The organism is Rhizobium sp. 32-5/1 (genome assembly GCF_029537235.1).
Lineage (GTDB): Bacteria > Pseudomonadota > Alphaproteobacteria > Rhizobiales > Rhizobiaceae > Pararhizobium.
In genome coordinates this window covers 3,533,001-3,553,211 of record NZ_CP120638.1, presented here as the reverse complement: position 1 = coordinate 3,553,211, position 20,211 = coordinate 3,533,001, and the positions used below count along the sequence as shown (strand labels likewise).

Here is a 20,211-nt window from a genome sequence, read left to right as displayed (position 1 = left end):
TCAGCAGGCAGGAACGCTGCGCTGGAGACCATGGGACAAATGCTATTGAATTAACCACTGCCTGACAATGAGGCAGATCGCGATTTCCACATAAACTGATATATCAAGAAACGTTAAATCAAGCCCACTGCATGCCAGTCTTTCCGCGAAAATATGCAACAGGTGCGGCCGAATTCCGCAACAACGATGCCTTGCGAGCCAATTCCTGTGTTGCATCGCGTCAAAATCTGGCATGGGTGCGAGCAAGAAAAGCCGGCCGCCCGAATGTGACGGGACGCCACGCGACCAGTCGCGAGGACGCAAATGAACGATGACCGTACTCTGCCAGAGGTCTTTCCACGCGCGGTTCGTGCCGGAAAGTTAGCCACACTCCTCGTGCTGGCGGTTCTGGCCGGCTGCGCAGGTAAACCGGTGGGCGTTCTGATCCCGTCCGGGACCAGCCCCGGCGCCAGCGAGGTCGATCTTCTGGTCGCCACGACACGAGCGCCCTCCAATGAGCCGGGCGTGCTCTACGGAGGCGAGCGCGCCGAGCAATTGTCAGTCGCCGAGATCACCGTCTCGATCCCTCCGGATGACACCCGGGAGATCGGCCAGGTCCAATGGCCGAAGAAACTGCCAGCCGACCCCTCCAAGGAATTTTCAACGGTCAGCGTCAAGCCGCTGGCATCTCCGGCCGAGGCAGAACCGTGGCTGAAGGCGCATCTGCCAAAAAGCCGCCGAATCCTGATTTTCGTGCATGGCTTCAACAATCGATATGAAGACGCCGTCTACCGGTTTGCTCAGATCGTCCACGATTCCAAGACGGATGTGGCGCCGGTCATGTTCACCTGGCCTTCGCGTGCCTCGATCTTCGACTATAATTACGACAAGGAAAGCACGAACTATTCGCGCGACGCGCTGGAAGACTTGCTGCGACGGGCGTCGAGGGATCCGGCGATTGGCGAAGTCACCGTCATGGCCCATTCGATGGGCTCATGGCTGACGGTCGAAGCGCTCAGGCAAATGGCGATCCGTGACGGGCGCGTTGCCCCGAAGATCAAGAATGTGATTCTTGCCTCTCCCGACCTCGACGTCGATGTTTTCCGCATGCAGTGGGCAGCGATGGGCAAGGATAAGCCGAAATTCACCATCTTCGTTTCGCGCGATGATCGTGCGCTGACCATTTCCCGGCGCATTTCCGGCAATGTCGAGCGGCTTGGACAGATCGATCCCTCCCAGGAACCCTATCGCAGCGCGCTGGAAAAGGCCGGCGACATCACTATCTTTGACCTCACGGAATTGAAGGGTGGCGACAAGCTGAACCATGGCAAATTCGCCGAAAGCCCCGAAGTGGTGCGACTGATCGGCAACCGCTTGATTGAAGGCCAGACGGTGACGGATTCCGACATCGGCCTTGGTGAGCGCGTCGGCGCCGTAGCGCTTGGCACCGCACAGACGGTCGGCAGCGCTGCCAGCATCGCGGTCAGCACGCCCATCCTGATCTTCGATCCGAAAACCCGTGAAAACTATCGCGGACAGGTCGATCGGTTTGGCCGCAGTCTCGGTGGCACGGTCAGCGCGACGGTGGGGCAATGAGCCTCGATACAGCGGGCGAAACGCCTCCGGCACGCCGGCATGTTCTGGGCACGATCCTGCGCGTGATTACGGTGCTGGTTATCATGGGCTTTGCCGCTTGGGGCGGGCTGGCGCTGTCCTATCAGGCCCCGGTATCGCCTGCCCTGCGCATTGCGACAGCTGTCGTCTGGGTGATTTTTTCACTGGCCTGCCTCGTCGTCTATCTGAAGCGCAGGTCGAGGCTGGCGGCGCTGATCTATCCGGTAGCGATCGCGGGACTTCTCTTTTGGTGGGATTCCATTCCAGCCCGCAACGATCGCGACTGGACTGACGATGTGGCGCAGACCACCGTTGGCGTCGTCAACGGCCACGAGGTCACGCTCGCCAATGTCCGCAACTTCGATTGGCGCACGGAGAACGACTATACCGCGAACTGGGAAACCCGGACCTACGACCTGGACAAACTGGCATCCGTCGATCTTCTCCTGTCCTATTGGTCGGGTCCGGCGATTGCCCACACGCTCGTCTCGTTCGGTTTCGCGGACGGCGGTTTCGTGACGTTTTCGGTGGAAATCCGCAAGGAGAAACATGAGCGTTTTTCCGAAATCGGCGGCTTCTTCAAGGAGTTCGAGACGAGCGTCATCGCCGCCGACGAACGCGACATCGTCCGCCTGCGCACCAATGTGCGCAAGGAAGACGTCTATCTCTACCGGATCGCCATGCCCAAGCCAGCCATGCGATCGCTGTTCATGGCCTATGTCAATGAGGCCAACAGCCTGAGCGAGACGCCGCGCTTCTACAACACGATCACCGCCAATTGCACGACGATCGTCTACGAGATGGTCAGCCGCATCGTGGCAGACCTGCCCCTCGATTACCGCTTGATCTTTTCCGGCTACCTGCCGGAATACATCGAAACGGTGAAGGGACTGACGCCCGGCTTCACCCTGGAAGAACTGCGTGCAGCCGGCAGGATCGGCGCACGGGCGCAGGCTGCCGATAGCGCGCCGGGCTTTTCCGCCCGCATCCGAGACGGCATTCCGCCCCTCCCCTTTGATCGCTAGCAAAAGCGTCCTAAAAGGAATGCGGAAGGACGGACGCGCATGAACCTCAAGGAATTCGCCAGCAAGCTCGCCTTGTCGCAGACAACGGTAAGCCGTGCCTTAAGCGGCTATCCCGAGGTCAAGCAGGCGACGCGCGAGCGGGTGCTGAAAGCAGCGCTCGAATATGGCTATCGGCCGAACACCAGCGCGCTTGGTCTCGCAACCGGCCGCGTCGGTGCGATCGGCATTGTCTTTCGTGGCGGCGGCCAGTTCGGACCCCATACGAGCGAATTCATGGGTGGGCTGGGCAGTCGATTGCAGCAGGACGAAGTGGACATTCTCGTTTCGACGGTGGACTCGCGGGAAGCCGAGCTGAATGCCTATCGCAGGCTGGCAGCCAGCAAACGCGTCGACGCGGTGATTCTGCATTCGCCGTTTGTCGATGATCCGCGCATTGCTTTGCTGACGACGCTACGCCTGCCCTTCATCGTACACGGCCGCACGGAAGCCAAGGGCGATTTCGGCTGGCTCGATATCGACAATTTCGACGCGATCCGCCAGGCGACCAGCCATCTGCTCGATCTCGGCCACCGCCGCATCGCCTTTCTCAACGGCCATCGCGGCCAGGTCTTTGCCGAACATCGGCAGGACGGCTACCGAGCGGCACTTCAGGAACGGGGCATAGCCCTTGATCCGGAACTTTCCGGCAATGGCGACTTTACCGACGAGATGGGGTTTCGGCTGATGCAGGGCTTCCTCAAGCTGGAAAAGCGCCCGACCGCCGTTCTAGCGGGCTCGATGATGTCGGCCCTTGGTGCGATGCGCGCGATCCGTGTCGCCGGAATAAAGGTGGGCGAGGATATCTCGCTGATCGCCCATGACGACGTCTTTCCCTATATCAGCCCGGAAAACCTCGTGCCGACGCTTTCGACGACCCGATCTTCGATCCGGGCTGCTGGCGCCCGCATCGGTGAAATGGTGCTGGACCTTTGCAGGGGACACCGGCCGTCGACCTGCGCGAGGTCTGGCCGGTGGAACTGGTCATCCGCAATTCGACGGGGTCGGTCCGTCAGACCTTTAGCTCGCGCCGTTCCTTTTCCGTGAACAGGGCAAGGTCGAGCACCTTCTGAAGGTTGGCGGCATGGCGGAAACCGGGCTCGACACTTTTCTTTGCATGCACGGCATCGGCGAAACGCTCGTAATTGGTGGTCACCGTTCCGGCGTCAACATCGATCCAGGTGCCGGTCTCGACATTTTCGCCGAGGCAGGCGCGAAGCGTCGATCCCTCAGGCGTGTGAATGACCTCGATCGCGCCCTTCTCGCCGTGCATGCGCAGGCGCAATTCGTTGAGATGCCCCGTCGCCCAACGGCTGGCATGGATCACGCCCATGGCGCCATTGGCAAATTCCGCCGTCATGGTGAAGCTGTCATTGGCATCGAGATCATAGTCGCCAATGCGGTTCCCAGGGGCCTTGTCGAAGGTCTTCAGGCGGGCGAAGATATGATCGACATCCGTCGCCGCGCCATAACCGGCAAAATCGAGGATATGGATGCCGACATCGCCGAGCACGCCGTTCGATCCGTGCTTGGTCGACAGACGCCAGAGCCATTGCGATTCCGTTGCCCAGTCGCCCCAGGCCTTGGAGACGAGCCAGCTCTGCAGATAGGACGCCTCGACATGGCGCACCGCGCCGATCTCACCGGCCAGCACCATCTGCCGGGCCTTCTGGATCTCCGCGACATTGCGGTAGGTGAGGTTGACCATGGCGACAAGCCCGGACTTTTCCGCGGCATCGGCCATTTCGGCGGCCTTGGCGTAGTTTTCCGCCAGCGGCTTTTCACAGAGCACATGTTTGCCGGCGGCAAGCAAAGCGAGCGTCGTCGGATAGTGAACACGATCAGGGGTAACATTGGCCACGGCATCGAACTCGCCCCAGGCAATTGCGTCGGCAAGCGAGGTAAAGGTATTGGCGATATCGTGACGCAATGCAAAGGCCCGCACCGTCGCAATATCGACATCGACCGCCGCCACCAGCTCGACACCGCTGATAGTCGAAAAGTTCATGGCATGGGTATTGGCCATGCCGCCGGTTCCGAGAATGAGAAGACGCATGCTAGACCTCATTTGTACCCGGCTTCGCCGGCCTGGTGCAGCTTCGGACCGCGCTCAACGATTGGCTCCAGCGCCTTTTCCACCGGCACGTTCGGCGCGTCGTGGATGGCACTGTACGTCCCCTGCGGGTTGTGGGCCCACCTCACGGCGTTGCGCAGGACCTTCTGGACGTTGCCGTCGTGATAGGTCGGATAGGTCTCGTGCCCCGGACGGAAATAGAAGATGTTGCCCGCGCCACGACGCCAGGTCAGCCCCGAGCGAAACACCTCGCCACCGGCAAACCAGGAGATGAAGACCGTTTCGAGCGGTTCGGGCACGGAAAACTGCTCGCCATACATTTCCTCGTTTTCCAGCACGAAATTCTCATCCAGTCCTTCGGCGATCGGGTGCCGCGGGTTGATGACCCAGAGCCGCTCGCGCTCGCCGGCCTCGCGCCATTTCAGCGCGCAGGGCGTGCCCATCAGCCGCTTGAAAGGCTTGGAGAAATGGCCGGAATGCAGGACGATCAGGCCCATGCCCTCCCAGACACGCTTGGCGACGCGCTCGACAATCTCGTCTGAAACCGCACCGTGATCCTTGTGGCCCCACCAGAGCAGCACGTCGGTATCGGCAAGGCGCGCAACGCTCAGGCCATGCTCCGGCTCCTGCAGCGTCGCCGTGGTCGCCTCGATACCGACATCTGTGTTTAGGCTCGCAGCGATCGTGGTGTGCATGCCATCAGGATAAATGCTCCGAACGACGTCATTGGTCTGCTCATGGATATTTTCGCCCCAGACGACGGTCCGTATGGTCATGATCAACTTCCTTTTTCGCCGCGCGCCGGGTTCTTATCAACCAAAACCGAGCCTTGGTGGATACAAGCAGACGCTAAAATTGAAACCGCTTTCAATTTCAAGCGATAAAGTCGGAATATGACTTTTGCAAGGAAAAACTCATGGGGGCGAGGCTGAAGCTGAGGATCAGTGAAAGGTCGATTTCGAGAAGAGATTGAGCACCAGAACGCCTGAAATAATCAGCCCGAGACCGAGAATGGCTGGCAGATCGAGCTTCTGGCCGAAGACGAAGGCGCCGACCAGCGAAATCAGCACGATGCCGAGACCGCTCCAGATGGCATAGGCGATACCGACAGGAATGACCTTCAGCGTGTAGGACAGAAAATAGAAGGCGATGGCATAACAGACCACCATGACCACCGTCGGCACGAGACGGGTAAAATGCTGGGCGGCCTGCATCGCCGAGGTGCCAAGCACTTCGAAGATGATGGCGACGACAAGCATGGCATAGATCATGGTGGGGTTCATGGAAAAGCTCCGGGGAAAGGTTATTGCAGCGAAAGGGCTTTCAGGCGCGTCAGCATGGCGCGGCGTATATCCGCCGAAAGGTCGTGGCTGTGCAGCAGATCAGCCAGCCAGATGCCATCGGCGGCAAAGCGGGCAAGATGGCAGTCGGCCGAGGAATCCGTGCCGATATAGTCGTCGGCACGATCCGCCACCCATCGGCGCCAGCGCTCCCGCAAGGCCGGTTCGGCCAGAAGCGCGATCGTCAACACACGCCAGGCTTGGGCGTCACCGGTCTCGGCTTCTTCGGTCTTCATGTCTGCGATAGACGCATTGGCGCTATCGAAGGCAAAGACGGTCGAGACGTAGGCGCGGGTGAACCGCCCCTGTGACACCGGATCATTGCGCATCGCCTCAGCAATCGCGGCATCGAATTTCGCCGTCATGTCATCGAACAGACCGTCGAGCAGCGCCATCTTGTTGGGGAAATGATGCAGCAGGCCGCCCTTGCTGACGCCGGCCGCGTGGGACACGGCCTCCAAGGTTACATTGCCAAGCCCTTGGTCATAGGCCAGTTGCGCCGCGACATGCAGCAATTGCTGGCGGACCTGTTCCGGTCGTTTCTTTCTGTGATGTGCGATCGACATATGGCATAAAGATACCGTCTGGACGGTTTGTCAATAAAATTTTGATGTATACTCTTCAACGCGATGAAACGTCGCAAGCCGTAAGGACGTGCGGAAAGCCGTTGTGAAGCTGCTCCCGGCACCTTAAAACTCGACCCGAGCAAGGTGGAACCAATGGCAGACGCTGAATCGACAACGCTTTACGACGCCATTGGCGGTGACCCGACAGTCACGGCCTTGACGACCCGCTTTTACGAATTGATGGATACGTTGCCCGAAGCTGCCCGCTGCCGGGCGCTGCACCCTGCCGACCTCTCGGGCAGTCGCGAGAAATTCTACGAATACCTGACCGGCTGGCTGGGTGGACCGCCGCTTTATACCGACAAGCGCGGGCATCCCATGCTGCGCCGCCGCCACTTTGGTGCATCGATCGGCGCTGTGGAGCGCGACGAATGGCTGCTTTGCTTCCGCCAGGCTCTGGAGGAAACGGTGGCACACCCGAAATTGAGGGAGATCATTTTGGAACCCATCACCCGGCTCGCCCATCACATGCAGAACAGGGAAGAATAGACCATGCCGAACACATCGTTGCGATCGCCGATCCTGTTTGTGGCCGGTCTGATGGGGCTTGCGGGTGTCGTCAGCGCAGCTGCAGCCTCGCATGGTGCAGATCCGCGCCTGCTGGGCGGCGCATCGGCCATGTGCCTTGCCCACGCCCCTGCCCTGATCGCGCTCTATGCCGCCTGGCCCCGGTTTCGCACCGCAGGGCTCGCTGCCATTCTGCTGGCCATCGGCACGGCGCTGTTTTCAGCCGACCTGACAACGCGACACTTTCTCGGGCACGGCCTGTTCCCGATGTCCGCCCCGACCGGCGGCGTTCTGATGATGGCCGGATGGCTGGCGATTGCACTTGGCGCGTTTCTGCCCAGACGCGAGGCCTGAACAGATTCAGGCGCCTTCAACGACCGAGAACCCCTCGAATTTCGGCGGGCCAAGGTACATCGCCCTGTTGTCGCCGGCGTTCTTGTAGGCAGCGCGGAAATTTTCGGATTTCGTCCATGCCGAAAAGGCGTCGCGGTCGCGCCAGATCGAACTGGAGACGAACAGGGTATAACCTTCGTCGGCAGCCGTTTCACCGCGCAGCAGCTTGAATTCGATGAAGCCGGGCATGTCTGAAAGGCTGGAATCGCGATTCTTCCAGACAGCTTCGAACGCCTCTTCATGGCCGATCGCAATCCGGAAACGGTTCATGGCGTAAAACATTGCGGAGCTTACCTTTTATGCGTGAGGGCAGCGCGTTTCTCACGCGCGTCCGGAAAGGAAACGATATTGTCCTGAACGAGCGGCGCAAGCGCAAATGTCCCGTAGACCGGCGGACGCGCCTGCGAAGCCGGGAACGCCACGACGTTTAGGCTTTCCTCCGTGAGACGGCTTCGGCGCATCAGAAGCTCGTAAAGCTCAGGAACGAGGCCATCGCCAAACTGGGAGGCCATCTTGTGAAGCCCGATCATCATGTATTGATCCGGACGCTCGTCGCTCATGTCTTTTCTCCATCATCGGCGCGCTGGCACATGCCGCGCGGCCGAACATCTGAAATGCTTGGTATTAATTGCCGCGGCTGCTCAGTTCCTGAAAGGCGCGTTCGAGGCTGGACTTGCTGCCATTGCGCAGCGGCACGAAGGCCTTGCCCCACTTCTTGCAGCCGGTCTTTACCCGCAGACACGCATCATGGCTGATGCAGTCGATGGGGCAGAACACGCAATCGACCGATGGCAGGACATTGTCGATGCGCGAAACCGCCTCGCGCAGACCGCCATCGTGATGGATGAGTTCAGCCCCGTAAGAGCTGGCGATCTGCCGCAGATGCGCGACCTGACAATCCCGTCCGCCGACATAGAGGAAGCTGCGCCCCTCAAGCGTCGGTTTTTCGACATCCGCGGTTTTTTCGACGACGGCAGTTTGCTGGTCGTAGCGGGCCTTCGTCCGCTGCTGACGCTTCTTGTCGTGCATGCTGTCGTCTCCACCCTTTGCGTGCCTTCTCAGCGATTTTCACCGCATCTTGACCCACTTCGATTCTTCGATGAGGCGACCCTATAAAACTTGATAATTCGAGTAAAGTATAAACATGAGTTTTTTTATCATATTTTATTTCCACTCTGACTAACAAGCCAATGTGCCGCTTGGGTCATGTTCCCTTTGGTAGTCAACGCGACTTCGAGAACTGCAGAGGGATCAGGAATTTCAAACTGCTCTTTCCCGCCGAGTCCGGGATCGGCGGAAACGGCGATGCACGGTGTACCGCCTCAATCACAGCCTGATCGAGAAGGGACGAGCCAGAGCTTTTGGCGACGCTCACGCCGCTGACGGCGCCGGTTGCCGAAACAGTGAAGCGGACCCAGGGCACGTCGCGGACGTCGTTGCGATCCGCCGCGCGCGGATATTTCAACGCCCGCTGCAACTTGGCCCGCACCTTGCCCTGATAGTTTGACGTGGCGGCATTTCCCGATTGCCGAGACTGCGCCCCTTCTTGCCTTGAGACGTGCTGACTTTCGCATTTTCTGCGCCATCGGCCTGGCCCTTGTTTTGCGAAGCGACGTTGGCGCCAGCATCACCCGCTTTTTGCGGACGACCTTCTTCTTGACGGGCTTTTCTTTCTTCGGCTCGGGCTTTTTCTTTGGCTTTTCGACCTTTTGCGGCTCGGGCTTCTGTTCGGGTTTTTCCTCGGGAACTACGGTTTCGACAGGCGGGACGGTTGCCGTAACTTCGGCTTCCGCCACTGCGACAGGAGGCATTTCCTCGGCCGGCAGAATGATATCAGCCTCGACCGGGGGCACATCGGTCGGTGTCTCAGCCGCAATCTCGGACTGAATCGGCGTGATTTCCTCGGGCACCGCCTCGGCCGCATCAGGCAGGATCGGCTCGACCTCTTCCGGCTGTTCCTCCATCGGCTCGAGCGGCTCGCTCGGATCACCCGCCTGAAGCGTGTCCTCGAAGGCGTTTCCGAGAAGCGTTACTTCCATCGCTTCGCCGCCGGCGACCTCGGCCTGTTCCGTTTCCGGCGGTGCCTCGAAAAGCGTCGCAGCACCGGCATGCGCGAGCAGCGAAAAGGCGATCGCGGCAGTCCATTTCAGCGTGGATCTCATCATCAGCATCAGTCCTGTAGGCTGCAGAAGACCGTTAGCCCTTGAGTTCGACGGGCGATTTCGAACCTGTCTTCAGGGCCTTCATGCAAGCGTCTTCCGCGAGACCCTCGCCGCTGCAGACCGGCGTATCGTTGATCAGCAGGCTCTTGACCGCGCCGCACTTCGTTCCTGGCAGATCAAACTGCCGGACTTTGGTCTTGCCCGACGGCAAATCGCGAAAATCGAGTACCGCCATGCGCTCGACAAGCCCCTTTTGATCGAACAGCACGAATTCGAACGAGACCTTGGTCAGCGATTGCGGCAGACCGTTGTCGGCAACGAACGTCAGCTTGCAGCCTTTTTCGCTGGCAACGACATCGTTCAACTCGATGCTCAGCGTTCCAGCCGCGGTCGCGGCGGCATCCTGCGCAAACGCCGCGCTCGACAGGCCGGCGGACGCAACCGCGACAGCCGCTGCAAATCCCTGAAGTCTCTTCATGCTTTTACCTCTCATAGGCATCTGAACGAATCCATTCGGTCGCTCAACGCGGACATCCACCGCTAAACATTAGACTAAAAAATCCGGTATTGCGTCCTTAATAAAAGGTGAGTAATGAAGTCAAGATACTAATCACAGCGATACGATGGCCGGCGGATGAATTTTCAGTCCGCCTGTCACCATGATCAGGACCCGAAGCCTGTTATGCCAACCGACACCGACACCGCAGCAACAATTCCGCGATCGACTATGCAGGGCCAGGCCCAGCGCGTGGTCGAAAGTCGCGACCTCTTCTGCGGAGCAACCGAAATTCTGATCGCCCATGACGGTTCAATCTACCGCATGAAAATCACCCGTCAGGGCAAACTCATACTAAACAAATAGGCCATCCATGACCGAGACAACGCTCCCTTCCCCATCCGAAATCCGCGCCTACCGGGCAGCCAACCCCAAGCTCCGCGAGCGCGACATCGCCGCCCAAGTCGGGATTTCCGAAGCGGCCCTGGTTGCTGCCGAATGCGGCCTGTCCGTCGTACGTATCGATGGCGACGCCAATCGGTTTCTTGCCCGCGCCCCGGAGCTTGGCGAAGTTATGGCACTGACCCGCAACGAAAGCGCCGTGCATGAAAAGATCGGCATCTTCGAGAAGGCGACGGCCGGAAAGCAGGCCTCCATCGTGCTCGGCAGCGAGATCGACCTGCGCATCTTCCCCGGCGCCTGGGCCCACGGATTTGCCGTGACGAAGACCGATGGCGACGATGTTCGCCGCAGCCTGCAGTTCTTCGACGCACAGGGAACGGCCGTTCACAAGGTGCATATGCGCGCCGCATCGAACCTCGACGCCTATGAGGCGATCGTCGCGGACCTCAAGGTCGAAGATCAAAGCCAGGTCTTCGTCCCCGTTTCCAAGGCCGCGGCGGCAAGCGAGACGGAAAATGCCGTCGATAGCACCGAACTGCGCGACCAGTGGTCGAAAATGACCGACACGCATCAGTTCCACGGCATTCTGCGCCGGCTGAAGCTCGACCGCCGTCAGGCGCTGAACAGCATCGGCGAGGATTTTGCCTGGAAGCTAGACGCATCCGCCATCGAAACGATGATGAGCCAGTCGGCGGAAATCGAACTGCCGATCATGTGCTTTGTCGGAAACCACGGCATCATTCAGATTCATTCCGGCCCGGTCGCAACCATCAAGACGATGGGCCCCTGGCTGAATGTGATGGATCCGACCTTCCATCTCCACCTGCGCACCGATCATCTCGCGGAAATCTGGGCCGTCCGCAAGCCGACCGCCGATGGACACGTCACCTCGCTGGAAGCACTGGATGCCAAGGGCGACATGGTCATCCAGTTCTTCGGCAAGCGCAAGGAAGGTTTCGCCGAGCGCCCGGAATGGCGCGCCATCATGGAAGGCCTACAACGCCTCGATACCACCGTCGCCGCCTAAGGAGCATCGGATATGAAGAACGGATATGATTTCCGCAGGCTGCGGCCCTGGGAGCTGACGGTCGCCATTCTCGCCCTGTCTGCACCCTTCGTGCTGCCGGTTGCGGCACCGGGCGGGGCATCCTTCGTGCGCGCCGCCGTCGCCCAGGAAATGCAGCAGCCGGATACGTCGCGGCTGGTCTCGGTCGGGGGCGCCATCACGGAAATCATCTATGCTCTTGGCGAGGAAAAACGGCTGGTCGGGCGTGATTCGACCAGCGTCTACCCACAGGCTGCCCTGCAGGTTCCGGATGTCGGCTATATGCGCCAGCTTTCGGCCGAGGGTGTTCTGGCCACCAATCCGAGCGCGATCATCGCCATTGCAGGCAGCGGCCCGCCCGAAGCCCTGACCTTGCTCGACAATGCCAGCATTCCTTTCGAAACGGTGCCCGACACCTATGACGGAGCCGGAATTGTTGCGAAGATCAAGACGGTCGGAGCTTTTCTCGGTGTGAACGACAAAGCCGAAGCCCTGGCTGCGAAGGTCAAGGCCGACCTCGACGCTGCCGTTGCGGATTCGACCAAGCGCCCGGCTGGCGAGCGCAAGCGCGTGCTGTTCATTCTCAGCACGCAGAGCGGAAAGATCATGGCGTCCGGTTCCGGCACGTCTGCGGATGCCGTCATCGCGCTTTCGGGCGCGGTCAACGCCACGGACGATTTCAAGGGCTACAAGGCCCTGACCGACGAAGCGATCATCGAGGCAAAACCCGATGTCGTGCTGATGATGACCCGGGGCGGAGAGCACGCGGCAAGCGACGCCGATCTGTTTGCGCATCCGGCACTCAGCCTGACACCGGCTGCCAAGAGCAAGACGATCATCCGCATGGATGGCCTGCACCTGCTCGGCTTCGACCCCGCACGGCAAGCGCCATTCGCGAACTGAATTCCGCTGTCTATGGAAAACCCGATGTCTCGCAGTGACATGATGATAGCCGGGGTGGCACCACCAGCTTCTTCGATCGCCTGAGATCGGACTGGTTGTCCGGCGACCGCTCGCGGCTGGCCCGCCTGTTGATCGCAGCGTTGATCGTGATCACGGCCACCATGTTCTGCGCTTCGATCGTGACCGGCGCTGCCGATGCGTCCCTGTCGAATGTCATGCGGGGCATCCTCGGCCTTGACGATATGGAGCAGGTGCTGAGCGTTCGCGACAGGATCATCATTCTCGATATCCGCCTGCCCCGCGCCGTGCTTGGCCTTCTGGTCGGCGCATCGCTGGCCGTCTCGGGCGTCGTCATGCAGGGCCTGTTCCGCAATCCGCTGGCGGACCCCGGCCTGGTCGGCGTCTCCTCGGGCGCAAGCCTGGGTGCTGTCCTGATGATCGTTCTCGGCTCTTCGGTCTTCGGGCCGCTGTTTGCCGTGTTTGGTTTCTACACGCTGCCGGTCGCAGCCTTTCTCGGTGGGCTCGGAACAACATTGCTTCTTTACCGGATCGCCACGCGTAGCGGACAGACGTCGGTCGCAACCATGCTGCTTGCCGGCATCGCGCTCGGCGCGCTTGCCGGCGCCGTCACCGGCGTGCTGATCTTCATCGCCGACGACAAGCAATTGCGTGACCTGACCTTCTGGGGGCTCGGCTCGCTGGCCGGCGCCAACTGGACGAAGGTCATGGCCGCCGGCCCGATCATTCTCTTCTCGCTCGCCGTCGTACCCTTTCTCGCCCGCGGGCTGAATGCCCTGACGCTGGGCGAAGCAGCCGCTTTCCATATGGGCATTCCCGTCCAGAGGCTAAAGAACATCGCCATCGTCAGCGTCGCAGCCGCAACCGGCGCATCGGTCGCCGTCAGCGGCGGCATCGGCTTTGTCGGCATCGTCGTGCCGCACGTCCTGCGCCTTCTCATCGGCCCGGACCATCGTTATCTCCTGCCGGCCTCGGCATTGCTGGGTGGCACGCTGCTGATCTTTGCCGACATGATCGCCCGCACAATCGTGCCGCCGGCCGAACTGCCGATCGGCATCATCACTGCCTTTGCCGGTGCCCCCTTCTTCCTCTGGATCCTTCTGCGCGGCCGCACTCAGATGGGCCTTTGAGACGACCATCATGATCAGCGCATCCAATCTCTCGGTCCGGCTGTCGGACAAACCGGTCCTGCATAGCGTTTCGCTCGAAGCGCGGGCCGGCGAACTGACCGCCATCGTCGGGCCGAACGGTTCCGGCAAGACGACGACGCTAAAGGCGCTCGCCGGCGAGACCACCTACTCCGGGACAGTTCGGATCAACGGTCACGACATCGCCGCGCTGAAACCATGGGAGCTCGCCCTTAAGCGCGCCGTCCTGCCGCAATCGACCATCATTTCGTTTCCCTTCACCGTGCGCGAAATCGTCCGCATGGGCCTGTCGATCAGCGGCGGCGTGGGCACCGCCCAGACGGATCGCATCACCCAGGAGGCGCTGGACGCCGTCGATCTCGCGGGCTTTGCAGGCCGTTTCTACCAGGAACTGTCGGGTGGCGAGCAGCAGCGCGTGCAAATGGCCCGCGTGCTTTGCCAGATCTGGGAGCCCATCAAAAACGGGGAACCCTCTTTCCTGCTGCTCGACGAGCCGGTCTCCAGCCTCGACATCCGCCATCAACTGACCATCATGCGACTTGCACGGGACTTCTGCAAACGTGGCGGCGGGGTCATCGCCATCATGCACGATCTCAATCTGACGGCGATGTTCGCCGATCGAATGATCATGCTGAAGGCGGGTCAGATCCGCGCGTCAGGCACGCCGCGAGAGGTCATGACCGACGACATCATGGAGTCGGTGTTCGGATGCTGCATGCGGGTCAATATCGTCCCGCACGGATCGATCCCTTTCGTCCTGCCGCATACTGCGGTGCATTAATAACGCAGACCTAATTGAGGGAACCAAATCCCGCCTCGTGCGTTTTGACTGTGAACCGCTGGGATGGCAACGACATTGCATGCCGGCATGAAACGGAAAGAGCTGGGAAAACACCGGCCCTGAAATGTAGGAGTGTCCATCATGGTAACAGGTCTTTTTCAAGCTCGCGCAAGAAGCACAGCGGTTTTCTCAACGCCCCGGTTGAAGATCAGATCAGCGAAATCCGTCACGATATTGCAGCGCTGACCAAACTTATGTCGAAGCGTAGCGCCGAAGCTTCGTCCGATGTTCGCTCCCGTGCTCACGATGTGCGCGATCAGGCTGAAGCCGGCCTGCACGACCTTCTGAGCAACGGCGAACAGATGCTGTCGGACCTGCGTGCACGCTATGCAAGCACCGAAAAGCAGGTGCGCCACACTGTCAAGGAACATCCGCTGGCAACGCTGGGCGCTGCAGCCCTTGTCGGTGTTGTTATTGCTTCGCTGTTGCGTCGTTAACATGGCTTGAAGGCCGGCGCCGTCAACGCGGGTGCCGCCGCTTCGTTTTTGGTCCGCATTTGATCAAGTGTCGAGGGACCGTCAGAATGCGGATATCTTTGGCACAAGCGTTCAGGAGAAAAATGGATGGGTTCGTTGGGTGCATTGGTTTCTGCTCTGCTTGTCAGCGATATCGGGCACACCGTCTCGCGATATAAACGCAATGCCGCCCTTTCGGCTTTCGCAGCCATATTTTTCGCGACCGCCTATGTTTTTGCGCTGGTTGCCGGAGCGCTCTATCTCAGCACGATTTACACGCCGCTCCAGGCGACAATGATCCTTGCAGTTGTTTCGCTCTTTATCGGCCTGATCATCATGGGCGTCATGCTTGCGCTAAGTGCACGTGATGCACGCCTTGCCGCAGAACGTCGGCGCCGCTCGATAGCGCAGGCCAATATAGCGGTTGCAGCGTCAATGACGCTATTCCGCAAGCAGCCGCTGCTTGCGGCAGGCCTGGCAGTCGGTATCGGCGCGCTTCTCGGATTTACACGAAAATCCCGCCACGACGATTGAACAATCCTTGCTCTACAGCGGCAAACGGACGATTGCTGTAAGGCCTGCCGGCAAATATTCCACCTTGACTGAACTGCCGAGAACCTTGTCGAGACTGCGCTCGATCAGGATGGAGCCGAAGCCCCGCCGCTCCGGTGGCTGCACGGGCGGACCGTTTACTTCCGTCCATGTCAGGTGCAGAACCGGTCCCGTCTCTTCCCTCATGCTTCTCGCCGTCAATATGATCTTTCCGCGCGGCGTGCTGAGCGCACCGTACTTGGCAGCGTTCGTTGCCAATTCATGGAGAACAAGCCCAAGGCCGACGGCCTGGTCCGGTCCAAGCGAAATCTCGTCCTTATGGATTTCCACCTGTGCGGCGTAGTCGCGAACATAAGGGAGATCTGTTTGGAAAACAGCGCCGAAAGGCGAATTTCGCCCCATTCGTGATCCGACAACAGACCGTGGGCCTCAGAGATTGCCTGAAGCCGTCCGGCAAATGCCTTCATGAATTGTTGAGGATCACTGGTCTGACGTAATGTCTGCCTGGCTAGGGACTGCAACATTGCAAGCGTGTTCTTGACCCTATGGTTCAGCTCCCGCAAGAGCAGGCGCGTCCTCTGCATGGACGATTGTTCATCGGTCACGTCAAGGTTGATGCCGAGGAACACCGTCGGCCTGCCGCTCGAATCCTCTCGTGGACGCGGCCACGCCCCAATATCCATCGATCTGTCGACTTAACGCGAAAGAGGCCGTCATACTCCTCATCCGCCGCCATGGCAGTACGGAGTTTTTCAAGCGTCTTGGTGCGATCCTCAGGATGAATAAGAGAAAAATGTCGCGGGCCCGCAACTGGGCTCCGGTCGTCGGCAGATCGAACAAGCGCAGCATAGCACCATTTCCGGAAACATTGCCGGTGCGAATATCCCACAACCAGCTGCCTACATTAGCCGCATCAAGGGCCATGGCGTGACGGCGGCTATCCCGGGACAAGGCGACCTCCTTCAGCGCACGTTTGCGCGCCTCATCCTTGAGCTTGAAAAGCGATGAGGCTAGCGCAGATAGCCGATGCAGCTGCTCGACCAGTTTCGGATCGGTCTGCGGTCGGGCGACAATGTCGAATACACATACGGTGCCGATCGGCTGATCCTCAATGAAGACAGGCACGCCGGCATAGAAGCGGAGGAAAGGCGCACCAGAAACGCGTGGCTGATTTGCAAATCGCGGATCGGCCGAAGCATCGGAAACAACAAGAGCGCCGTGGGAGTCAGCAATTGTATGCGCGCAAAACGATTCCAGCGACGATGCATGCGTTTCCTCAGTCCCGACACGGGCCTTGAACCACTGCGTATGTGGGTCAAGCAGGCTGACAAGTGCGACGGGAGCCCGGAACAAATCGGCGGCGATCTGTGTGATGGTATCGAATTCCGCATCGAGCACGCGCATATCCGGTGCCACGGACTGTAGCACCTCGAGACGCTCGCGCGAAACAAGACTTTCCGTCACGCTTGCCGGCAATTCCAATAGTGACTCGTTCATCAATCCCCAACCCCGTAAGCCCGCATGTTCGCGACGGCTAACGGTCTGTATTGTACCAAATCCGGACGTTCCGCCAGATTTCGCATGTCGGCGCGCTCAATGGACCAACTGAACGCGCTGCCAGACACATCGGAGCCTCTACGAATGAGTACGGCCCGCGCAACGCCAAAGCCTTCCTCTCCCGGCGTCAGGAGGCAAAGGCTCTGGATGTCAGTGGCGCAGATGTCGCATCCGGCCCGTATTCATTCTCTCCGGTTACCTGCAGGATATCCTGAAGACGCTGGCGTGCGCGATTGACTCGGCTTTTTATCGTGCCCAGTGCACAACCGCAAATCTCCGCAGCTTCGTCATAAGAGAAACCGGACGCCCCCACTAAGATTATCGCTTCGCGTTGATCAGGCGGCAACTGGTCGAGTGCTCGCTTGAAATCTTGAAGGTCGAGCGATCCGTATTGCGCCGGATGCTGCGCCAGCGACTCCGTGAAATAACCATCGCTGTCCTGAACCTCCCGGCCACGCTTGCGCATCTGGCTATAAAGTTCGTTGCGCAGGATGGTGAACAACCAAGCCTTCATATTGGTGCCCATCTCGAAATGGTCCTGCTTCGCCCAGGCCTTCATGATGGTGTCCTGGACGAGGTCGTCTGCCCGATCATGCCGACCGATCAACGACATGGCAAAAGCTCTTAGACTTGGCAAAGCCGCCAGCATTTCACGCTTGAAGCTCGGTTCCTCAGACTTCTCTGCACTACTCATTCGGTCGCACCCGCAGCCGACGCCTGCTTCTCGACCGCGTCAAGCTGCTCGAGAAGATCCAAGAATCGATCAGGAATTGCCTCTTCTTGGACAGAAAGGTAAAGTGCTCTCAATTTTGTTGCAATCTGTCCGTTTGGATCGTCAGCGCCCACCGACTTAACCGGCCCACGCTTTGCCCCTGTTTTGTGGTTCATAGATATTCGCTACCTTTGGTCATTCATTTCCAGATAATGCACAGGTGAAAAATTTGTTCCAAGCAAGGAACCTTTTTTTTCGCGCGTTTCCGCCGGGTGAGGGTCATACCTATTGGCCTGCTTGAGGGAGTTCATTTATGTCACTGTCCAACCGGATCGCGCCGTTTCTGCCTTATCTGCGCCGGTATTCCCGTGCTTTGACGGGTTCTCAGACGTCTGGTGATGCCTATGTTGCCGCCGTGCTCGAGGCATTGATCGCAGACGTTTCAATCTTTCCTGAAGCGAGCAATGACAGGGTTGCACTGTTTCAGCTCTATACCAAGTTGTTTGGCTCGTCCTCAGTGCTTATCCCCGAACCTGTATCGCCTTTTGCTTGGGAAAAGCGCGCCTCGATCAATCTCGCGTCGGTTTCGCCGCTGGCGCGACAAGCCTTCCTGCTGGTTTCCGTTGAAGGTTTCCGTCCTTCTGAGGCTGGAGAGGTTCTGGATCTGGATGAACCCGCAATGCTGCAGTTACTTGAACGGGCATCCGAGGAAATTTCGCGTCAGGTCGCAACCGACATCATGATCATCGAAGACGAGCCGTTGATCGCGATCGATATAGAGCAGATGGTCGAAAGCCTGGGCCATCGCGTGACGGGAATTGCCAGAACCCGTGCGGAAGCGGTAGCGCTATTCAAATCCACACGCCCGAGAATGGTTCTCGCCGACATCCAGCTGGCCGACGGAAGCTCGGGTATCGACGCCGTCAACGATATTCTCAAGACCTCCGCGATACCCGTGATATTCATCACCGCCTTCCCTGAACGCCTCTTGACCGGGGAGCGTCCGGAGCCAACATTTCTGGTAACTAAACCCTTCAATCCCGACATGGTGAAGGCTTTGATAAGCCAGGCATTGTTCTTTAACGAAACGACCAAGGCTGCAGCCTGACCTCCAGGTGAAAATGCAGGTGTCGCTGTGATCGCAGCGACACCCCGGTAGCGACCAATATGAAACCGACAACGTCTGGCCCCGTTCACCATGAAGTGAGAGCAGCCGATTGTTGCTCATGGCATCAGCGCCCCACGAGAACAATCCAAACCTTTGACGGGAAAGTATCGCGTGACCACGGCAGGAAAACCGGAGCAGATCAAGAGCAGCTCCCACCGAGCGGCGGTTTTGATGGAAATGGCGCTGAAGAAGACAGGTGTCGGCTTCATCCATCAATCCACTGATCTGAAGGTCATGTTATTCGCCAATCTCCCGGTTCGTCTGCACCAGGCCGGAACCCTGTTTCCAGAGAACGGAGATCTTTTCGGCGGCGATAATGACGTGCGCTTGACTGAACTCAAACGCGCGGTACTGCAGGATCAGCAATCGGTCACCACGGAAGTCGAGATCCAGTCCAGTAGCGGCCTCGTCACCTATCGTATCGAGATCGAGCCTGTTTTGCCTGCGGATGGTGGCGGTTTGCTGACTGTCATCACCGACATTTCGGATACTCTGCACCGCGAGCGCATTCTCAAGACGCTCCTTCGCGAACTCAGCCATCGCTCGAAGAACCTGCTGGCTATTATTCAGGGTATCGCAACCCAAACAGCCCGGCAGGCGTTGTCCCTTGATGGCTTCCTCACGACCTTCCGCGGTCGCATCCAATCGCTTTCTTACTCACAGGATCTTGTCACGGATTCAAGCTGGCGCGGCGCATACTTGTTCGAACTCGCCGAACGCCAGTTCAATTCCTATTGGCCAAACACAGCAAACCCCATTGCCGTTACCGGGATTAATGCGCACCTGTCGCCAAATGCAACACTGCATATCGGCCTCGCCCTGCACGAACTGATTGTCAATTCCGCATCCCATGGCGCCATATCGGCCGGCGTCAATTCTCTAACGGTGAATTGTTTCGAGACGATCTTCAACGAACAGAAAGCCATTGAGCTGGCGTGGATCGAGCATTTGCCAGCGAGCATCACGACGTCGAAAGCAGATGAACATACTTTCGCGCGCACAGTACTCGAACGGGTGGTTCCGATCGCCATTGGCGGCAAGGCGAGGTACACGACAACAGGCGATCGGATTGAATACCATCTGACCGTACCGGTCCGCGAATACGAGATTATCACCCGCATCGAAGAATAGAGTGGACGCGCCTTAAGGGTGAATCTA

26 protein-coding genes and 3 pseudogenes are annotated in these 20,211 nt (G+C 59.1%); 15 read left to right on the top strand and 14 right to left on the bottom strand.

The genetic code is table 11. The features are described from left to right. Nucleotides 1-303: 303 nt before the first annotated feature. The 3 genes and pseudogenes from P6U16_RS17860 to P6U16_RS17850 all read left to right on the top strand — a co-directional run bounded on the left by P6U16_RS17860 (nucleotide 304) and on the right by P6U16_RS17850 (nucleotide 3,727). Nucleotides 304-1,575, top strand: a complete 1,272-nt coding sequence (locus tag P6U16_RS17860; protein WP_277701632.1) for an alpha/beta hydrolase — start codon at nucleotides 304-306, stop codon at nucleotides 1,573-1,575. After that, nucleotides 1,572-2,618, top strand: a complete 1,047-nt coding sequence (locus P6U16_RS17855; RefSeq protein ID WP_277701631.1) for a DUF4105 domain-containing protein — start codon at nucleotides 1,572-1,574, stop codon at nucleotides 2,616-2,618. Before P6U16_RS17860 ends, P6U16_RS17855 begins: the two co-directional genes overlap by 4 nt. A gap of 39 nt (nucleotides 2,619-2,657) precedes the next feature. After that, a pseudogene (locus tag P6U16_RS17850) lies at nucleotides 2,658-3,727 on the top strand (substrate-binding domain-containing protein). On the opposite strand, the gene P6U16_RS17845 reads toward P6U16_RS17850, so the two are convergent. The 4 genes from P6U16_RS17845 to P6U16_RS17830 all read right to left on the bottom strand — a co-directional run bounded on the left by P6U16_RS17845 (nucleotide 3,667) and on the right by P6U16_RS17830 (nucleotide 6,634). Next, a complete protein-coding gene (locus P6U16_RS17845) occupies nucleotides 3,667-4,710 on the bottom strand; it encodes a Gfo/Idh/MocA family oxidoreductase (RefSeq protein ID WP_277701630.1) in 1,044 nt (347 codons plus the stop codon). The pseudogene P6U16_RS17850 and the gene P6U16_RS17845 sit on opposite strands and share 61 nt — an antisense overlap. 8 nt (nucleotides 4,711-4,718) lie before the next feature. After that, nucleotides 4,719-5,504 (bottom strand): ThuA domain-containing protein, encoded by a 786-nt coding sequence (locus P6U16_RS17840; protein WP_277701629.1) that lies wholly within the window; start codon nucleotides 5,502-5,504, stop codon nucleotides 4,719-4,721. 165 nt (nucleotides 5,505-5,669) lie between these two features. After that, a complete protein-coding gene (locus P6U16_RS17835; protein ID WP_277701628.1) occupies nucleotides 5,670-6,011 on the bottom strand; it encodes an SMR family transporter in 342 nt (113 codons plus the stop codon). Nucleotides 6,012-6,031: 20 nt separating this feature from the next. After that, nucleotides 6,032-6,634, bottom strand: a complete 603-nt coding sequence (locus P6U16_RS17830) for a TetR/AcrR family transcriptional regulator (protein WP_277701627.1) — start codon at nucleotides 6,632-6,634, stop codon at nucleotides 6,032-6,034. A 153-nt stretch (nucleotides 6,635-6,787) separates the two neighbouring features. On the opposite strand from P6U16_RS17830, the gene P6U16_RS17825 reads away from it, so the two are divergent. Together P6U16_RS17825 and P6U16_RS17820 are read left to right on the top strand one after the other, a co-directional pair. Next, on the top strand, nucleotides 6,788-7,183 hold the full coding sequence (locus P6U16_RS17825) for a globin (RefSeq protein ID WP_277701626.1): 396 nt from the start codon (nucleotides 6,788-6,790) through the stop codon (nucleotides 7,181-7,183). A gap of 3 nt (nucleotides 7,184-7,186) precedes the next feature. Beyond that, the gene (locus tag P6U16_RS17820) at nucleotides 7,187-7,555 is read left to right on the top strand and encodes a DUF423 domain-containing protein (RefSeq protein WP_277701625.1); all 369 of its coding nucleotides are present in this window, start codon (nucleotides 7,187-7,189) and stop codon (nucleotides 7,553-7,555) included. Nucleotides 7,556-7,561: 6 nt separating this feature from the next. On the opposite strand, the gene P6U16_RS17815 is transcribed toward P6U16_RS17820, so the two are convergent. The 4 genes from P6U16_RS17815 to P6U16_RS28420 form a co-directional block, all read right to left on the bottom strand. Continuing rightward, nucleotides 7,562-7,876 carry an antibiotic biosynthesis monooxygenase gene (locus P6U16_RS17815; RefSeq protein ID WP_277701624.1) on the bottom strand — a complete coding sequence of 105 codons (315 nt, stop codon included), beginning with the start codon at nucleotides 7,874-7,876 and terminating at the stop codon, nucleotides 7,562-7,564. 8 nt (nucleotides 7,877-7,884) lie between these two features. After that, complete coding sequence (locus P6U16_RS17810) at nucleotides 7,885-8,154, bottom strand: hypothetical protein (protein ID WP_277701623.1); 270 nt, start codon at nucleotides 8,152-8,154, stop codon at nucleotides 7,885-7,887. Nucleotides 8,155-8,218: 64 nt separating this feature from the next. Then, nucleotides 8,219-8,623 carry a DUF2325 domain-containing protein gene (locus tag P6U16_RS17805; RefSeq protein ID WP_277701622.1) on the bottom strand — a complete coding sequence of 135 codons (405 nt, stop codon included), beginning with the start codon at nucleotides 8,621-8,623 and terminating at the stop codon, nucleotides 8,219-8,221. Nucleotides 8,624-8,816: 193 nt separating this feature from the next. Next, nucleotides 8,817-9,083: a TonB family protein gene (locus P6U16_RS28420; protein WP_349017661.1), complete on the bottom strand. Its 267-nt coding sequence runs from the start codon at nucleotides 9,081-9,083 to the stop codon at nucleotides 8,817-8,819. Nucleotides 9,084-9,303: 220 nt separating this feature from the next. On the opposite strand from P6U16_RS28420, the gene P6U16_RS28415 reads away from it, so the two are divergent. Continuing rightward, a complete protein-coding gene (locus tag P6U16_RS28415) occupies nucleotides 9,304-9,801 on the top strand; it encodes a hypothetical protein (RefSeq protein ID WP_349017660.1) in 498 nt (165 codons plus the stop codon). Here the strand turns inward: P6U16_RS28415 and P6U16_RS17795 are convergent. Next, nucleotides 9,791-10,234, bottom strand: coding sequence for a hypothetical protein (locus P6U16_RS17795; protein WP_277701621.1), 444 nt, complete (start codon nucleotides 10,232-10,234; stop codon nucleotides 9,791-9,793). The genes P6U16_RS28415 and P6U16_RS17795 overlap by 11 nt on opposite strands. Nucleotides 10,235-10,483: 249 nt before the next feature. Between P6U16_RS17795 and hemP the strand changes: the two genes are divergently transcribed. The 7 genes and pseudogenes from hemP (at nucleotide 10,484) to P6U16_RS17760 (ending at nucleotide 15,598) form a co-directional block, all read left to right on the top strand. Next, nucleotides 10,484-10,618: a hemin uptake protein HemP gene (hemP, locus tag P6U16_RS17790; protein ID WP_277703893.1), complete on the top strand. Its 135-nt coding sequence runs from the start codon at nucleotides 10,484-10,486 to the stop codon at nucleotides 10,616-10,618. Nucleotides 10,619-10,625: 7 nt separating this feature from the next. Continuing rightward, nucleotides 10,626-11,681 (top strand): ChuX/HutX family heme-like substrate-binding protein, encoded by a 1,056-nt coding sequence (locus P6U16_RS17785; protein ID WP_277701620.1) that lies wholly within the window; start codon nucleotides 10,626-10,628, stop codon nucleotides 11,679-11,681. Between the two features lie 12 nt (nucleotides 11,682-11,693). Continuing rightward, a pseudogene (locus P6U16_RS17780) lies at nucleotides 11,694-12,640 on the top strand (hemin ABC transporter substrate-binding protein). Nucleotides 12,641-12,697: 57 nt separating this feature from the next. Next, a complete protein-coding gene (locus tag P6U16_RS17775) occupies nucleotides 12,698-13,750 on the top strand; it encodes an iron ABC transporter permease (RefSeq protein WP_277701619.1) in 1,053 nt (350 codons plus the stop codon). A 10-nt stretch (nucleotides 13,751-13,760) separates the two neighbouring features. Further along, entirely contained in the window at nucleotides 13,761-14,549 is a 789-nt protein-coding gene (locus tag P6U16_RS17770) for a heme ABC transporter ATP-binding protein (RefSeq protein ID WP_277701618.1), read from the top strand. A gap of 254 nt (nucleotides 14,550-14,803) precedes the next feature. Beyond that, the gene (locus P6U16_RS17765; protein ID WP_277701617.1) at nucleotides 14,804-15,046 is read left to right on the top strand and encodes a hypothetical protein; all 243 of its coding nucleotides are present in this window, start codon (nucleotides 14,804-14,806) and stop codon (nucleotides 15,044-15,046) included. A gap of 126 nt (nucleotides 15,047-15,172) precedes the next feature. Beyond that, on the top strand, nucleotides 15,173-15,598 hold the full coding sequence (locus P6U16_RS17760; protein WP_277701616.1) for a hypothetical protein: 426 nt from the start codon (nucleotides 15,173-15,175) through the stop codon (nucleotides 15,596-15,598). 12 nt (nucleotides 15,599-15,610) lie between these two features. Here the strand turns inward: P6U16_RS17760 and P6U16_RS17755 are convergent, their stop codons facing one another. The 5 genes and pseudogenes from P6U16_RS17755 to P6U16_RS17735 form a co-directional block, all read right to left on the bottom strand. Then, complete coding sequence (locus P6U16_RS17755) at nucleotides 15,611-16,018, bottom strand: sensor histidine kinase (RefSeq protein WP_277704027.1); 408 nt, start codon at nucleotides 16,016-16,018, stop codon at nucleotides 15,611-15,613. Then, nucleotides 16,018-16,140, bottom strand: a pseudogene (locus P6U16_RS17750) (HWE histidine kinase domain-containing protein); the annotation flags it as partial. The pseudogene P6U16_RS17750 and the gene P6U16_RS17755, both read right to left, overlap by 1 nt. Before the next feature lie 82 nt (nucleotides 16,141-16,222). Continuing rightward, on the bottom strand, nucleotides 16,223-17,098 hold the full coding sequence (locus P6U16_RS17745; RefSeq protein WP_277701615.1) for a GAF domain-containing protein: 876 nt from the start codon (nucleotides 17,096-17,098) through the stop codon (nucleotides 16,223-16,225). Nucleotides 17,099-17,300: 202 nt separating this feature from the next. Further along, nucleotides 17,301-17,867 (bottom strand): RNA polymerase sigma factor, encoded by a 567-nt coding sequence (locus P6U16_RS17740; protein WP_277701614.1) that lies wholly within the window; start codon nucleotides 17,865-17,867, stop codon nucleotides 17,301-17,303. Then, nucleotides 17,864-18,061 (bottom strand): NepR family anti-sigma factor, encoded by a 198-nt coding sequence (locus tag P6U16_RS17735; protein ID WP_277701613.1) that lies wholly within the window; start codon nucleotides 18,059-18,061, stop codon nucleotides 17,864-17,866. The genes P6U16_RS17740 and P6U16_RS17735 overlap by 4 nt, the downstream gene beginning before the upstream one ends. Nucleotides 18,062-18,198: 137 nt before the next feature. Here P6U16_RS17735 and P6U16_RS17730 point away from each other — a divergent pair, with 137 nt between their 5' ends. Beyond that, complete coding sequence (locus P6U16_RS17730) at nucleotides 18,199-18,993, top strand: response regulator (RefSeq protein ID WP_277701612.1); 795 nt, start codon at nucleotides 18,199-18,201, stop codon at nucleotides 18,991-18,993. 171 nt (nucleotides 18,994-19,164) lie between these two features. Continuing rightward, complete coding sequence (locus P6U16_RS17725; protein ID WP_277701611.1) at nucleotides 19,165-20,184, top strand: sensor histidine kinase; 1,020 nt, start codon at nucleotides 19,165-19,167, stop codon at nucleotides 20,182-20,184. Nucleotides 20,185-20,211 lie beyond the last annotated feature (27 nt).